The organism is Nitratireductor indicus C115 (assembly GCF_000300515.1).
Taxonomy (GTDB): domain Bacteria; phylum Pseudomonadota; class Alphaproteobacteria; order Rhizobiales; family Rhizobiaceae; genus Nitratireductor; species Nitratireductor indicus.
This window is the reverse complement of sequence record NZ_AMSI01000010.1, coordinates 76,503-91,988: the sequence shown is the minus strand read 5'-3', so window position 1 is coordinate 91,988 and position 15,486 is coordinate 76,503. Positions and strand designations below refer to the sequence as shown.

Below are 15,486 nucleotides of genomic sequence, written 5' to 3'. Positions count from 1 at the left end.
ATGTCCGAAGGAAGCGATAAAGAAAGCAAAACAGAAGAGGCGACGGAGAAGAAAATCCGCGACACGATCGAGAAGGGCCAGTTGCCCTTCTCGAAAGAAGCGCCGGTCTTTGCCTCCTTCCTCGCCATTCTGGCTTTCACCATCTTTTTCGCGCAGGACAGTGCGATCCGGCTGGGCGGTTTCCTATCGATCTTCCTCGAGCGGGCCGATGGCTGGAAGCTCGAAACCCAGGCCGACGCCATCGCGATTTATCAACTCGTCTTCGTTGAAATCGCCAAGGTGGTGGGCCTTGTGATGGTGATGCTGGTGATTGCAGGCGTTTCCGCTTCGGTTTTGCAAAACACGCCGCGTTTCGTTCTCGACCGTATCCAGCCGAAGCTTTCCCGAATTTCACTCAAGGAGGGCTGGGGACGCATCTTCGGCAAGAAGGGGTTTGTCGAGTTTCTGAAGTCGCTCGGCAAACTGCTGGTCGCGGGCGGGTTCCTCATCTTCGCGATGCGTTCGGCCGAAACGCGCCTTCTGGCAGGCATGATCACCAATCCTGTCGATTTCACCTCTGTCATCCGCGATATCGCGGTGGAGTGCCTGGTCGTGGTGACGCTGGTCGTCGCCGTCATTGCGGTTGCCGATATCTTCTGGTCCCGCTTCCAGTGGCGGCAGGATCTGCGTATGTCGCGCCAGGAGGTGAAGGACGAGGTGAAGCAGACCGAGGGCGATCCGATCGTCAAATCGCGCCTGCGTTCCCTGGCGCGAGACCGCGCCCGCCAGCGTATGATCGCGGCTGTACCGCAGGCGACGCTGGTGATTGCCAACCCGACCCATTTCGCAATCGCGTTGCGCTATCGCCGTGACGTGGATGCTGCGCCCACGGTCGTGGCCAAGGGGCAGGATCTGATCGCCCTGAAGATCAGGGAGATCGCGGAGCAGCACAACATTCCCGTGTTTGAGGAGCCGGCACTCGCCCGCTCCATGTACAAACAAGTTTCGATTGATAACCTTATTCCCACTCAGTTCTACAAGGCTGTGGCGGAGCTTGTCCGCCGCGTCTACCAGGCTGGGGGGAGAGCATAGTTCAGCAAGGATGGAACATGGACAGGCAGCCGCATTCGCCTGCGCGCGAGATCATCGTCGCCAACGCTCTTAGGGCCGTGGCGAACGAGCTTCGGCTAATCGATGTCGCGGACTATGTCGCTTTCATTCGGCTTGAAAGCATGGCGAGCATAGCCGATATCGTGGAATCGGCCTCCGAGCTGTATTTCATGCCGGGCACTTTGAGGCTTGGCCATGGGTGCGAGGCGCATGTTTATTGGGAGGGCAATCCCCGCATTGTGCTTGATCTCGAGCTGAGGCCTGGGGGATGCACGGTCTATTGTTCGCTGGAGCTCAGTGCCGAGAATGCGGCAGTGGAGGTCAACTACGTGGCCTTCGACGACCCGTCGGAAGATCCCGAGGAGAATTCCCTCTATCTGGAAAAGGCCCTGATGGCGGCGCGGATCGTGAAGACCGAACGCCCGCTCCTGATGGGATAGAGCATCCTTTTGTTTTCATCGGCCGAGCCTGGTGTAAAAGGTCCAGCCTCAGTCTATCAGGCCGGCGCGGAGCGCCTTTGCGACGGCATGAACGCGGTTTACGGCGTTCAGTTTCTGGGTAGCGCTCGCAAGATACTGATTGGCCGTATGCACTGACAGGCCGACGCGCTTGGCGATTTCCTCGCTTGTCAGACCGTTGGCCGAGAGTTTCAGGCATTGCAGTTCCCGCTTGCTGATTGCAGGCGGTGCCTTGCCTTCCGGTTCTGGCTCATGGCGAACGGCGCAGGAGAAGATGCGGTAGCAGCGCCTGTGCAGGCCTGCCAGTTCGTTTTCGGCAAGATCGATATCGTCACCGGCGAAGATCACGGCACCATAGCGGCGCTGTTCGTTGGAGACGGGAAAGAGAATGCCTGCTTCCCCGCCTGGTGCAGAGACATTCTCAACCGTTGTCGTCCCCCCGGAGATTTCGCCCCATTGAACGGGATGCGCGATGTCGCCAAGCCGATCGAGGATACGGGCTGGCAGTTCCTCGCAGGAGGGGCTTGCCTGAGGCGCGTCGGATGGGGATGCGGAGCCGCAAAGAAAGGAATTTACTTCCTTGTTGCCATGCTTGTCGGCCAGGCAAAGGCTGAACCTCATCGCGCCGATTTCCTGCGCGATGTTTCGTAAGTCGTCTACGGCGTCTTCGAGTGTCTCATTGTCTGGCATGGCGGGTGCGGTCTTGGCTTTCAGTCTTCAAATGATCCCGCGCCGTATCGCGGTTGCTATGGCCATGGCCCGGTTGTTGGCGGCGAGCTTGTGAATCGCATGCGCCACATAGCTGTTCACGGTGTTGGCCGAGACGCTGATGATGAGGGAAACCTCATCGGCGGTTTTTCCTTCCGAAACCCAGAACAGGCATTCACGTTCGCGCTCCGACAAGGCTTCCCCGACATCGTTCATGCGGCGCTCGAGGCCGGAGAGCGTGTGGGAAAGGTGCAACTGAGCTGCGGCAAGCCTCTCGGTGTCGACCGCGCCTGGCACCTCGCCTGATATCAACGCCACGTAGCGGCTTTTGCCGGCAGGCAGCTTCAGGGGAAAGATTTCCTGGTGTCCGTGTTCGCCAAGATGACCGATCTCTTCGCTGGCGAGAAGCGCTGCCAGCGCTTGCGGATGCCAGGGGCAGGGATCTGTGCCGGGGAAGGTCGCCACCGGGCTTTCGACCAACCGGGTGATTGCCGCCAGACCGATATCCTCGATCGTATCGAAGGTCCAATTGGAAGCCAGGATGCGGACATGGCCGCTAGCGCAATTGGATGTGGCTTCCGCGATAAGGTAGAACCGTGCGCCCGTTTCGCCGCAGATGCGGATCGCCAGCTCCGACAGGTCGCGCCGCGTAGCTATCTTCCGCCGGGGGAACGCTGTGCGTTCCCGGGTTTCAATCGTCATTGTTTTTGCCGCCCGTTCCGGCTCGAAAAAGAGCCGTTGTCGTCGAGGATACGCTACAAGCCGCCAAGGTTCCCCCGCCCTTCAAAACCCTGGCCACCGGCAAAAAAAACCGAAAACGCACGTCACACGCATCCGTTGTCGAACGGATGATCCGACAGGCGTGCGCCGCTGCCCAATGCCATCTTGGAAGGACAGGTGCGAGCCCCAACCCGTCTTTTTAAGGAATATTTAACGTTTCGATTCGGGTCAACAATTCAGGGGTGGTTGTCACCCGATCTAAATATAGAGAAGCGAGCGGCCCTCGCTGTTGAAAAGGTGCAACTTGTCCGGAGCGGCTGATACGCGAACAGTTTGGCCCTTATCAAAGTTCTGAACGCCGCCGATTTTGATAACCACAGTGTCTTCGGCACCCTCTACCTGCAGATAGACATTGGTCACCTCACCCAGCTGTTCGACGAAATGGACTGTTCCTGAGAATAAGTAGTTTTCGCCGTCAGCCAGACGCAGATCTTCCGGCCTTACGCCAAGGCTTATTGTTTGTCCCTGCAGCTTTTCGGAGGAGGGGAGGGGAACGTCGACGTTGCGTTCACCCAATGCAACCCTGGTTTGCGTCCCGCTTTGGGCAATGCGTCCTGGGGGGGGGAGCCGATGAAACGGGCGACGAACAGATTGGCGGGCCGTTCATAAAGCTCTATGGGCGCACCTACCTGTTCGATATGGCCTGCAGACAGCACCACGATACGGTCGGCAAGCGTCATAGCTTCCACCTGATCGTGCGTGACGTAGATCATCGTGCTCTCGGGCATGGAGCTCTTGAGTTTGGCGATCTCGATTCGGGTCGCGACCCTCAGTGCTGCGTCAAGATTGGACAACGGCTCGTCGAACAGGAAGACCTTGGGATTGCGCACGATGGCCCGCCCGATGGCGACCCGCTGGCGCTGCCCACCGGAGAGCGCCTTGGGAAGCCGGTCGAGATAGGGCGTGAGCTGGAGGATTTCGGCAGCCCCCTTGACCCGCTTGTCGATTTCCTCCTTTGGCGCCTTCGCGATCTTCATCCCGAAGGCCATATTGTCGTAGACGGTCATGTGGGGGTAGAGCGCATAGGACTGAAAGACCATGGCGATGCCGCGCTGCGAGGGTGGGATGTCGTTGACGCGCGCGCCTCCGATATGCATGTCGCCCGCCGTGATGTTTTCCAGGCCGGCGATCATGCGCAGGAGCGTCGATTTTCCGCAGCCGGAAGGGCCGACGAAGACGATGAATTCGCCGTCTTCGATCTTCAGGTCGATGCCTTTGATGACCTCGATGGAGCCGTAGCTCTTGCGGATGCTTTGCAGGTCCAGAGCCGTCATGACATTTTCCCCTTTCAGGTCCCCTTCCTTGCGAACCAGCTTGCATAGGCAGGCAGGTGCAAAGTGCCGTCTTCAAAGCGCGGTCCGGCATTCATGTTGTCCAGCGGTCGGTGTTCTTTACCGGCCAATGGCAGGGAGGCCGGGTTGCCGCTCATGTTGATCGCGACGAGTATGCTCGATCCGGGAAGTGTGCGTTCGAAGACAAGCACGCCGTCGCGGGCTTCCAGAAAGCGGATGTCGCCTTTGGCGAGCTCGGGATTTTCGGCGCGGAAGTCGAGCATGTGCCGATAATGGGAGAGCAGAGAACCCGGCTTTTCCTGCGTGGATACAGCAAGGTGCAGATGCTCCGGCGGAACCGGCAACCATGGCTTGCCGCTGGAAAAGCCGGCACCGGGCTCCTTCTGGGACCAGACCATCGGGGTGCGGCAGCCGTCACGCCCCTTGAATGTGGGCCAGAACTGAATGCCGTACGGGTCCTGGAGGTCCTTCAGGTCGAGCACTGCTTCGGTAAGGCCAAGCTCTTCGCCCTGATAAAGGCAGACCGACCCCTTCAGTGCCAGGATCAGGGTTGCCGTCATTTTCAGAAACGCATCGCGATCATGAACCTGATCGGCCCAGCGCGAAGCGTGGCGCACCACATCGTGGTTCGAAAAGCTCCAGCACGCCCAGCCGTCGCTTGCCTTCGAATAGAAGGCCTCGATCACTTCGCGTACGCGTTCCGGTGTGAGCGGTTCCTGGGACAGGAAATCGAAGGAATAGCACATGTGCACCTTGTCGCCGCCGCTCGTATATTGGGCGACGATGTCGAGGCCTCGCTGTGCATCGCCGACTTCACCAACGGCGGTGGTGCCGGGATATTCGTCGAGCAGCGCACGGAAACGCTTCAGGAATTCAAGGTTTTCCGGCTGGTTCTTGTCGTAGAGATGTTCCTGATAGTTGTAGGGATTGACTGCCGGGGCGATCGACGCGTTGCGCTTTTCGGGAGAAAGCGGAGGATTGTCCTCGAGCCCGGCCGAGTGAAAGTAGAAATTGATCGTGTCAAGGCGGAAGCCATCTACACCGCGATCCAGCCAGAACCGCACCGTATCGAGAAGGGCATTCTGAACCTCGCCATTATGGAAATTGAGGTCCGGCTGGCTCGTCAGGAAATTGTGCAGGTAGTACTGGCAGCGGGCCGTATCCCATTGCCAGGCGGAGCCACCGAAAATCGACAACCAGTTGTTGGGTGGGCTGCCATCGGGTTTGGCATCCGCCCAGACATACCAATCGGCCCTGGGATTGCTGCGATCCTGTCGGCTCTCGATGAACCAAGGATGCTTGTCGGAAGAATGGGAAATCACCTGGTCGATCATCACCTTGAGACCAAGGCGATGCGCTTCTGTAATCATGGCGTCGAAATCGGCCAGCGAGCCGAACATAGGGTCGACGTCCCGATAGTCGGACACGTCATAGCCGAAATCGAGCATGGGCGATTTGAAGAACGGCGAAAGCCAGATCGCATCGACGCCAAGAGAGGCGATATAGGGGAGGCGCTGGGTGATGCCCTTCAGGTCGCCGATGCCATCGCCATTCGAATCCTGGAACGAGCGCGGGTAGATCTGATAGATCACCGCGCCGCGCCACCAGTCGGGGTCGTCCGCATGGCGGCTGAGGGCCCCGGGGGTGTGTTCGAAGGGAACATCGTGAAGGACATTCATGGGAGCGATCAGCCTCCTTTGACGGACCCGGCCAGAAGACCGCGGACCAGGTAACGTTGCATTGCGAAGAAAACGAGAATGGGTACGACGATGGCGACGAATGCCGATGCCGTCAGGATTTCCCAGTTGCCGCCGCGTGACCCGAGCAATTCCCGCAGCCTGCCCGTAAGCACCAGCTGTTCCTCGTTGTTGCCGAGGAAGACCGTGGCAACGAGCAGGTCGTTCCAGACCCAAAGAAACTGAAAGATGGCGAAGGAGGCGAGTGCGGGGAAGGACAGGGGAAGGATGATCTTGCGGAAAATCTCGAAATCGGAAGCTCCGTCGACGCGGGCGCTCTCGATGATTTCGCGCGGCAGGCCGGCCATGTAGTTGCGTAAGAGATAGATGGCGAGCGGCAGGCCGAAGGCGGTATGGGCCAGCCATATGCCGATGAAGGATTTGCCGATGCCGATGTCGTTGTAGAGGCGCAAGAGCGGGATGAGCGACATCTGAAGCGGTACGACGAGAAGGCCGACAATGGTCGCCAGAAGCAGGGCGCGCCCGGGAAATTGCATCCAGGCGAGTGCATAGGCGGCATAAGCCGCGATCAGGATGGGGATGACCGTGGCGGGAATGGTTACGGTCATCGTGTTGATGAAGCTCTTGCCGAGCCCCTCGGAAAACAGAACAGTCCGATAGTTGGCCGTGGTGAATTTGGGCGGTTCGACGGAGGTGACGAAAATGCGCTGGCCGCGATTGCCGTCTGGTTTTTTCACATAACTGATGGTGTAGTCGCCAGTAGCATCAAGGGTAAGGCGGCCACCGTCGCGCAATTCGACCGTATCGCCCACGGCATAGGCGGCAGGTTCACGCGATGAGATGCCGAAGGCGGTCGCCTTGCCGCTGCCCTCGAAGACATTGCCCGCAATGATCCAGTTGCCGTTTTCTGCAACCGCGTCCTCGGGCGGAGCGGCGCGGGCGACGATGTTGCGCTCGGCCGGCACCAGCGCCGTCCACCAACCGCTGACGGCAAGTTGATCCTTGTCGCGGAACGAGGAGACGAGGATGCCCAGCGTCGGGAGCGTCCAGAGCGCAACCAGGAAGAGGACAGAGAGGTGAACGGCCCAGGTGAGGGCCGGGCGTGTTCCGACGACCGAACTCATTTCATGTCCTTTCGTGCTTCGCGGATGTTCCAGACCATGATCGGCGTCACCATTGCCATGATGACGAGCGCGATGGTGGAGGCGCGGCCGAAATCGAGGCCGCGGAACATCCAGTCGAACATGTAATTGGCCAGTACCTGCGTTCCCCATTGACCGTTTGTCATGGCGAGCACGATGTCGAAGACCTTCAGGACGAGAATGGTGATCGTTGTCCAGACCACGGCGATGGTGCCCCATATCTGGGGCACCTTGATCTTGTAGAAAATCTGGAATGGCGATGCGCCATCGATGATGGCAGCCTCTATGGTTTCTTCGGGAATCCCGCGCAATGCGGCGGAGAGGATGACCATGGCAAAGCCGGTCTGAATCCAGATCAGAATCACCATCAGGAAGAAATTGTTCCACAGAGGCAGGGTGATCCAGGCCTGCGGATCGCCCCCGAAGAAGGTGACGATGGCATTGAGGATGCCGATCTGTTCGGACCCCTGCGGGCGAAAGTCGTAGATGAATTTCCAGATGACGCTGGCGCCGACGAAAGAGATCGCCATGGGCATGAAGATCAGGCTCTTGGCGATATTGCCCCAGCCGATCCGATCGGTGAGCGCTGCGGAAACGAGGCCAAAAAAGGTGGCCGCGGTCGGTACGACGATCAGCCAGAATATGTTGTTGCGCATGCTTTCGCGGAACGCGGCATCCTTGGCAAGCCAGGCATAGTTTGCTCCCCCAACCCACTGGTTGCCGTCGGGACCGTGAAAGCTGAGGATGATGGAATTGATCACCGGATAGACCAGGTAGATGCCCAGGATCACCACGGCAGGACCGAGAAACAGCCACGGTCTTATGGCATTCGCGCTGTTGATATTGGCCGCGATGTTTTCTCCACGGGCCGGATAGGCCATGTCGAGAATGCGGTTCGAACCCCAGAAATATCCGAAGCAGGCGGCCACGCCGAGCAGCATGACCAGCACAGCCTGCAGAAGCTTGATATCGGGCAGGATGGCGTTCACCGCCGTGAAAACGGCAAGGGCCGCAACGACGCTTATGCCAAGTCCGGCAATCATGATGAAAAGGGCGACGCCGAGCGTGGCTGCGAAATGCAGTATCGCGGGTAAATGTGTCGACCTGGGTGCCTCGGTGGAGGAAATGGCCATGTCAGCCTCCTGGGGGCCCGGCAAAGGGGCGGACCACGCCTTTCCGATCAAAAAAGGCGTGGTGGTGCAGTGTTATTTGATGGCGTCCCATTCCTTCTGGATTTCGGCGCCGACATCTTTGGCGGATTTGCCGCCGACATAATCGATCATGCCGGTCCAGAAGGCCCCGGCGCCGATCTTGCCGGGCATAAGGTCCGAAGCGTCGAAGCGGAATGTGGTGGCGCTGGTCAGAATTTCGCCCTGCTTGCGCAGTGCGTCATTGGCGTAGGCGTCGGGATTGGCGCCGGTATAGGGAGTCAGGAAACCTGCCTGCGCCATCCAGATTTCATGAGCTATCGGCGTTTTCAGGAAATCGATGAAGGCGCGCGCGACTTCGGAATCCTTCGTGATGGCAAAGAGCGTTCCCGCGCCAAGCACCGGGGTTCCTAGGTCTTTCTCTGCATAAGCCGGGAAATAAAAGAAGTCGGCATCACGTCCAAGTTCGGTTCCCTCTGGAAAGAAGGAGGGGATGAAGGATGCCTGTCGATGCATGTAGCATTTGGGAGGAGAGGCGAAAAGGCCCTTGGGGCTGTCGCGGAAATCGGTGGAGACCACGGCGCTGGTACCGCCATCGACATATTTGTCGTTCTTGGCGAAGGCGCCAAATTCGTCGATGGCAGCCACCACCCGCTCATCGTCGAAGGGAATCTCATTCCTGACCCATTGGTCGTAGACTTCCGGTGGCTGCGTGCGCAGCATCAGATCCTCGACCCAATCAGTGGCCGGCCAGCCGGTTGCACCGCCTGAGCCCAGCCCGATGCACCAGGGCGTCGCGCCATCGGCAACGATCTGCTCGGAGAGCGCTTTCAGCTCTTCCATCGTGGTGGGGACTTCATAGCCGGCGTCTTCGAAGTTCTCCGGCACGAACCATACGAGTGATTTCACATCAGCCTTGTAGGGGAAGGCATAAAAGGCGCTTGTTCCGTCCTTGCCTTCATAGGTGCCGAGATCGACCCAGGACTGGCCGGCGGCGTAGTTGTTCTTGATCCAGTCGGCGGTTTCATTGCCAAGCGGCACCAGTAACCCCTTTGAGGCTAGGTCAGAGGCGAGACCGGGCTGCGGGAAGACCGCGACATTCGGAGCGCTGCCGGCCTGGGTGTCGATCACGATCTGCTGTTCGAAGGAATCGGAGCCGGAATATTTCACCTTCGCTCCGGTTGCTTCCTCGAAATAGGCGGTGACGGATTCGATAAGGTCCTTGTCGGCGCTGAGCCAGGGACCGAACAGGCTCATCTCCTGGCCGGACAGATCGTGGGCGGCCTTGAAATCCTCGAAGCTTTTCCAGTTGAAGCGGGCATCTTCGCCAGGAGCAAATTTCAGGTCGGCCGCAAGGGCTCCCCCCGAGACTACCATCGGGGCTGCACTGCAAAGAGCCAGCGCGACGGCGCCAGCCAACAGGGGCGTTTTCATGGGTTCCTCCACTGGCGGCCTCCCGACCGCAATTCAGCTTTTCCTAAGAACGCTTTGCCTCTCCAAAGCGCTTTGGATTTTTTCAGCATCAATCCACGGACGCCTGGAGTCAAGAGGAGCTCGGAAAAATCGATTGAATCGACGGGAAACCTGGAGATTTCAGTGTGGCTGTTCAGCATGCAACAGTGATTTTGAATAACCCTCTTGATCCTCATACCGGGATGTGACACCTGTTTTTTAAAAGCGCTTTGAATGAGGGAGGAGTCTTGACCGCGCCCAAGACTGTCAATCTGAAAACGTTGTCGCAGGCGCTGGGGCTCTCGCAAACCACGGTTTCGCGCGCGCTAAACGGCTTTCCCGAAGTTTCGGAAAAGACGCGGGCACGGGTGGTCGAGGCGGCAAAACGCCTGAACTACAGGCCGAGCCCGAGTGCGGCCAGCCTTGCCACCGGCAAGTCGCGCCTGATCGGCCATGTGGTTAGCCTTTCAGAGCACATCATGATCAACCCGCATTTTGCCGATTTCATCGCGGGTGCTGGCGAGGTCTATGCGCAGAGTGGCTATGACATTCTCCTGCGGCTTGCGCCGCTGTCGGAACAGGAGCGCATCTATGTCAATCTCGCTCAAGATCAGAGGGTCGACGGCGTGGTGGTGCATGGACCGCTGACGGGCGACAGCCGTATCGGCATCCTGAATGGGCTGGGGCTTCCCTTCGTCGTGCACGGGCGCTGCGACGATGTGGGGGAAGATTATTCCTGGATGGACGTCAACAATCGCCGGGCCTTTCACCGTGCAACCCGGTTTCTGATCGAGCTCGGCCATCGCCGGATTGCGCTGGTCAATGGTCTTGAGGCGATGAATTTCGCGCACCGGCGACGGCAGGGATATGATCTGGCCCTGGAGGAGGCGGGCATCGCTCCCGATCCCGCCCTGCTTTTCAGCGCGGACATGGTTGAGCCCTACGGCTACAACGCAACGCGAGAGATGATGGCGCTCGCCGATCCTCCGACGGCGATTGTCGTTGCCAGCGTTCTGCCTGCCATCGGCATCACGAGGGCGCTTGCCGATCTCGGGCTGCGGCCGGGAGAAGATGTCTCCATCATCACCTTCGATGACTGCCTGTCCTTCCTGCAGGCGGGATATCGGGGCGGTGCGCGCGACATTCCCTACTTCACCTCCATGCGCTCTTCCATTCGCGATGCGGGCAAACGGGTGGCCCAGATGCTGCTCGAGCGCATCGATAATCCATCCGCCTCGCCCGAACACGAGTTGTGGGAAGCGGATTTCGTCATCGGCCAGACCACGGCTCCGCCCAGGCAGGGCTGACGTCCGCCGACCCCGCAGGCAGGAGGATATTTCGCGATGCAGACGAAGGAGCTTGCCTTCGGACGTGGTGACTTTCCGGAGGATTTCGTGTTTGGCGCGGCCGCGTCGAGCTATCAGATCGAGGGGTGTCGCTTTGGCGGTTGCGGTCTTTCACACTGGGACACTTTTGCGGCGACGCCCGGCAATACGGTTCGCTTCGAGGATGGGGCCACGGCCTGCGACCACTATCATCGCTGGGAGGAAGATCTCGACCTCATGCGCGGGGCGAACCTCGATTGTTATCGGTTCTCCATTTCCTGGGCCAGGGTTCTGCCGGAAGGTCGGGGTGCGCCCAATGTAGCGGGGCTCGACTTCTACGACCGTCTTGTCGATGGCATGCTGGAACGCGGGCTGAAGCCCTTTGCGACGCTGTATCATTGGGATTTGCCGGTGGCGCTCGCCGATCTGGGCGGCTGGCGCAACCGCGATATCGCGCAATGGTTTGCCGATTACGCGGACCTGGCGATGAAGCGGCTGGGCGACAGGGTTGCTTCGGCGGCGACCATCAACGAACCATGGTGCGTTTCCTGGCTCAGCCATTTTCATGGCGAGCATGCTCCGGGGCTGCGCGATATTCGCGCGACGGCGCGGGCTGCCCATCACGTGCTTCTCGCCCATGGGCGGGCAACGGAGGCCATGCGTGCCCTCGGCATGAAAAATCTCGGGCTCGTGACCAATTTCGAATACGCCGAACCGGCTGATGGCGGCCCGCAGGCTCAGAAGGCCGCCCGCCTTTACGACGGGATCTACAATCGCTGGTTCCTCTCGGCCGTTTTTCAGCGCAGTTATCCGCAGGACGTTCTTGAAGGGCTGTTGCCCCATATGCCGGAGGGCTTCGAGAAGGATTTCGATGTCATTGCAGCACCCGTCGATTGGCTGGGGATCAATTACTACACGCGCAAGCTCATCACGGCGGACGGAAGCGGCCGGTTTCCGGGGTTCAAGGATGTGCCTGGACCGCTGCCTAAGACCCAGATGGGATGGGAGGTCTATCCAGAGGGTCTTTACCATTTCATCGAATGGACGCACCGCAATTACACCAAGGGCCTCCCGATCTATGTGACCGAGAACGGCATGGCGTCGGCGGATCGCGTTTCGGCAGGCGGGGTGGAGGATGCGGACCGGATTGCATTTCTCAACCAGCACCTGGCGCAAGCCAAGCGGGCGCTCGATCAGGGTGTTCCGCTTAAGGGATATATCGTTTGGTCGCTGCTCGACAATTACGAATGGGCGCTCGGCTATGAAAAGCGCTTTGGCCTTGTCCACGTGGATTTCGAGACACTGGAGCGCACACCGAAAGCTTCATGGCATGCGCTTGCCGATGCGCTCAGGCGTTGAAGGGGCGCCTCATCGCTCGAATGAAACGCCCTTCCTGCGCCGCTAGATCGGTTCATCGTTTCATGGAAACGCTTCTCCGCTCCATCTCCTTGTTTTTCCGCATTTGTGCGGACGCCAGATGCTTCCATCTGACTGCAAAATGCTCTAAACGGAGCGCGTTGCACCGCCATCGATGCGAATTTTGGCACCGGTGACATAGGAGGCGCGTTCGGAGGCGAGGAACACGGCCATATTGGCAAATTCCTCCGGCGTGCCGTAGCGACCGGCGGGGATCGTCTCAGCCATCTTTGCCGAAATTTCCTCGAGCGGTGTGCCGGTGCGCTTTGCTGCTGCGGTATCGAGCTCGACGAGACGCTGCGTGCGGATGCGGCCCGGCATGACGATGTTTACCGTCACGCCGTCGCGCGCGACTTCGCCTGCCAGTGTTTTCGACCATCCCACAATCGCCGAGCGGATGCCGTTTGAAAGGGCAAGCATGGGGATCGGCTGTTCGACGCCCGACGAGGTGACAGTGATGATACGGCCCCATTTGCGTTCGCGCATGGCAGGCAGAAGGCGCTGTGTCAGATGAAAAAGATTGGCGGCCATCGTCTCGAAGTTGGACAGCCAGTCGCCACGTTCTGCGTCGACCGCACTGGAAGGGGGCGGGCCGCCTGTGTTGTTGACCAGAATATCGATGCCGCCTTCTGTGACAAGTCGGTCAACAAGGGCATCGATTGCGGCAAGATCGCTGATATCCAGCGCTTCGGCTCGCACGGAACCCGAGCCTTCGGGCAATTCTTTGGCCCAGGCGGCAATCGCATCCTTGTTGCGGGCGGCCGCCGTGACATCAGCACCTTCGCGGGCAAGCCCCTGAGCGATTGCAGCGCCGAGGCCGCGACTGGCTCCCAGCACGAGCGCGCGCTTGTTTTTCAGTCCAAGATCCATCGTATTTCCCCGGAATTTTCACCGCCAGATGGCAGTGCCTGACCTTGCGGCAGTTTTGGGTGGTGAGACACTTCGACGCGAAGCCATGGGGGCGATTGGGCACGAATTAAGATGGGATTGCAAGTCGCCTGCGGCAGGAGTAGAGCAATCCGCCGCTCGCAGCGGACCCTTCAAATCTTGGTGACATTCGGTCTCGGAAAGTTATGTGAGATGCCGCAACCTTACCGCAATTCATGCGTTTGAATTCACTCGCGTTTCGCAGCCACTTTCAGCAACGTTCCTCTAATATGGGTTCCTGATGGATCGCCGCTCTTTTATTGCCTCCTGCCTGACGGCCTCGCTGTTAGGTGCCTCCAGCCTGATGGCGCTCACCTCCAACGTTTCCGCCCAGGAAACCGACGCGCAGAACCCGGTTCCCGAAACGCCTGCCGCCCATGAAAACGGCGCAGCGGAGCCGTTTTCCTTCGAGCAATTGACCGAAGCGATGCGGGCAAAGGCTGGCGAAGCCTTCACGGCGCCCGAGGCCGATCTGCCCGAGGCGATTGCCGAATTGACCTACGATCAGCACCGGGCGATTCGTTTCAGGCCCGATCATGCATTGTGGCAGGGTGAAGCGCCGTTCGAGCTTCAGGCATTTCACATGGGCTGGCTCTTCAAGGAGCCGGTGCGGCTTTATTCGGTGGAAGAAGGGGCGGCCAAGCCCATCATCTTTACCGGTCGCGACTTCGAATACCGCGCGCCGCTCGATCCCAGCCGGTTCGAGGATATCGTGATGACGGGTGAGGCGGGCTTCCGGCTGCATTATCCGCTCAATTCCCCCGATGTGATGGATGAACTCGTCTCCTTCCTTGGAGCGAGCTATTTCCGCGCACTCGGACGCGATACGCTCTACGGTCTTTCCGCTCGTGGCCTTGCCATCAATACGGCAACGGCAAATGGCGAGGAGTTTCCGCGCTTTACCGATTTTTATATCGAGCGCCCGAACCGTCGCAGCAAGGAGCTCACGGTTTATGCGGCGCTTGACAGCGAGAGCGTGACCGGCGCTTACCGGTTCGTCATCACCCCGGGGCGCAGCACGGCCATGGACGTGACCGCGCGCATCTTCGTGCGCAAGGATATCGAGCGTATCGGCATTGCGCCGATGACCTCCATGTTCCTGTTTGCCGAAAATAACGACAGCGCCTTCGACGATTATCGCGGCCAGGTGCATGACAGCGATGGGCTCAAGATCATCCGGGGCAACGGAGATGAGCTATGGCGCAGCCTCAACAACCCGTCGGATCTGGCGACCTCGTTTTTCGCCGAGGAAACACCTCGTGCTTTCGGGCTGTTCCAGCGCGACCGCGACTTTGGTGACTATCAGGATGCCGGCGCGCATTATGAGAAGCGTCCTTCGCTTCTGGTCGAGCCGGTTGGCGATTGGGGCAGGGGGGCGGTCAACCTCGTTGAAATTCCAACAAAACTTGAAGTCAATGACAACATTGTCGCCTTCTGGGTTCCTGAGAAACAGGCGAAGGCCGGCGAGCAGCTCGAGTATGCGTATCGGCTGACATGGGGCGCCATCGAGGAGCCCTCGGACAAATTTGCGCGTGTCGTCGCCCTGCGTACCGGCGAGGGTGGTGTTTCGGGTGTCGAGAACAAGGATGGCCTGAGGAAGTTCGTTGTGGACTTCGAAGGTCAGATTTTGCGGAACCTTTCACCGGACTCAAACATTGAGGCCATCGTGAACGTCAATGGCGGCGAGATCGTTCATTCGACCGTCTCTCGAATCGAAACCAACGGAATGTGGCGTCTCGTGATCGACTTGAAACCCGGTGGGGACAAGCCGGTCGAGATGAACGCCCACCTGAAACTTGATGATCAAAGGCTCTCGGAAATCTGGAGCTATCAATGGAGAAAGACCGATGACGCGCGTTCTTGAGGCAGGCAATGGCAGGCTTGAACTCGACGGGTTTGCGCTGCCGGTGGCTCCCATGGCCATGCCGGAGCAGGTGCTCGAACGCCCACGGGTTCGCACGGCGTTCTTCGCAACGATACTCAAAAGATTTGCTTGGAAATAACGGGTTCAAGACTGGCCGGGTAAAATCCGGTAAGGCGACAGGGATGGCG

Annotated in this window: 13 protein-coding genes and 1 pseudogene; 6 read left to right on the top strand and 8 right to left on the bottom strand. The window is 59.2% G+C overall.

Features of this window, described 5'->3' with window-relative positions; all coding sequences use genetic code 11:
• The gene (flhB, locus tag NA8A_RS15150) at positions 1–1,071 is read left to right on the top strand and encodes a flagellar biosynthesis protein FlhB (protein WP_009451208.1); all 1,071 of its coding nucleotides are present in this window, start codon (positions 1–3) and stop codon (positions 1,069–1,071) included.
• Positions 1,072–1,088: 17 nt separating this feature from the next.
• Entirely contained in the window at positions 1,089–1,529 is a 441-nt protein-coding gene (locus NA8A_RS15145; RefSeq protein WP_009451207.1) for a hypothetical protein, read from the top strand.
• 48 nt (positions 1,530–1,577) lie between these two features.
• Here NA8A_RS15145 and NA8A_RS15140 read toward each other — a convergent pair whose 3' ends face one another.
• The 7 genes and pseudogenes from NA8A_RS15140 to NA8A_RS15110 form a co-directional block, all read right to left on the bottom strand.
• Positions 1,578–2,168, bottom strand: coding sequence for a helix-turn-helix transcriptional regulator (locus tag NA8A_RS15140; RefSeq protein ID WP_240532799.1), 591 nt, complete (start codon positions 2,166–2,168; stop codon positions 1,578–1,580).
• 96 nt (positions 2,169–2,264) lie between these two features.
• Positions 2,265–2,957, bottom strand: a complete 693-nt coding sequence (locus NA8A_RS15135) for a helix-turn-helix transcriptional regulator (protein ID WP_009451205.1) — start codon at positions 2,955–2,957, stop codon at positions 2,265–2,267.
• A gap of 276 nt (positions 2,958–3,233) precedes the next feature.
• Positions 3,234–4,309, bottom strand: a pseudogene (locus NA8A_RS15130) (ABC transporter ATP-binding protein).
• Between the two features lie 14 nt (positions 4,310–4,323).
• The gene (bglA, locus tag NA8A_RS15125) at positions 4,324–6,006 is read right to left on the bottom strand and encodes a beta-galactosidase BglA (protein WP_009451202.1); all 1,683 of its coding nucleotides are present in this window, start codon (positions 6,004–6,006) and stop codon (positions 4,324–4,326) included.
• Between the two features lie 8 nt (positions 6,007–6,014).
• Positions 6,015–7,148, bottom strand: coding sequence for a carbohydrate ABC transporter permease (locus NA8A_RS15120; RefSeq protein WP_009451201.1), 1,134 nt, complete (start codon positions 7,146–7,148; stop codon positions 6,015–6,017).
• The gene (locus NA8A_RS15115) at positions 7,145–8,299 is read right to left on the bottom strand and encodes a carbohydrate ABC transporter permease (RefSeq protein WP_009451200.1); all 1,155 of its coding nucleotides are present in this window, start codon (positions 8,297–8,299) and stop codon (positions 7,145–7,147) included. Before NA8A_RS15115 ends, NA8A_RS15120 begins: the two co-directional genes overlap by 4 nt.
• Positions 8,300–8,371: 72 nt before the next feature.
• Positions 8,372–9,748, bottom strand: a complete 1,377-nt coding sequence (locus tag NA8A_RS15110) for an ABC transporter substrate-binding protein (RefSeq protein ID WP_009451199.1) — start codon at positions 9,746–9,748, stop codon at positions 8,372–8,374.
• 266 nt (positions 9,749–10,014) lie between these two features.
• Here NA8A_RS15110 and NA8A_RS15105 point away from each other — a divergent pair, with 266 nt between their 5' ends.
• Together NA8A_RS15105 and NA8A_RS15100 are read left to right on the top strand one after the other, a co-directional pair.
• Entirely contained in the window at positions 10,015–11,073 is a 1,059-nt protein-coding gene (locus tag NA8A_RS15105; protein WP_009451198.1) for a LacI family DNA-binding transcriptional regulator, read from the top strand.
• A gap of 36 nt (positions 11,074–11,109) precedes the next feature.
• Positions 11,110–12,450, top strand: coding sequence for a GH1 family beta-glucosidase (locus NA8A_RS15100; RefSeq protein ID WP_009451197.1), 1,341 nt, complete (start codon positions 11,110–11,112; stop codon positions 12,448–12,450).
• A 144-nt stretch (positions 12,451–12,594) separates the two neighbouring features.
• On the opposite strand, the gene NA8A_RS15095 is transcribed toward NA8A_RS15100, so the two are convergent.
• Positions 12,595–13,377 carry an SDR family oxidoreductase gene (locus NA8A_RS15095; protein ID WP_009451196.1) on the bottom strand — a complete coding sequence of 261 codons (783 nt, stop codon included), beginning with the start codon at positions 13,375–13,377 and terminating at the stop codon, positions 12,595–12,597.
• A gap of 298 nt (positions 13,378–13,675) precedes the next feature.
• Here NA8A_RS15095 and NA8A_RS15090 point away from each other — a divergent pair, with 298 nt between their 5' ends.
• Together NA8A_RS15090 and NA8A_RS25125 are read left to right on the top strand one after the other, a co-directional pair.
• On the top strand, positions 13,676–15,298 hold the full coding sequence (locus NA8A_RS15090) for an OpgD/OpgG family glucan biosynthesis protein (protein WP_009451195.1): 1,623 nt from the start codon (positions 13,676–13,678) through the stop codon (positions 15,296–15,298).
• Positions 15,282–15,437 (top strand): cupin domain-containing protein, encoded by a 156-nt coding sequence (locus NA8A_RS25125; RefSeq protein ID WP_157174147.1) that lies wholly within the window; start codon positions 15,282–15,284, stop codon positions 15,435–15,437. The genes NA8A_RS15090 and NA8A_RS25125 overlap by 17 nt, the downstream gene beginning before the upstream one ends.
• Positions 15,438–15,486: the final 49 nt, after the last annotated feature.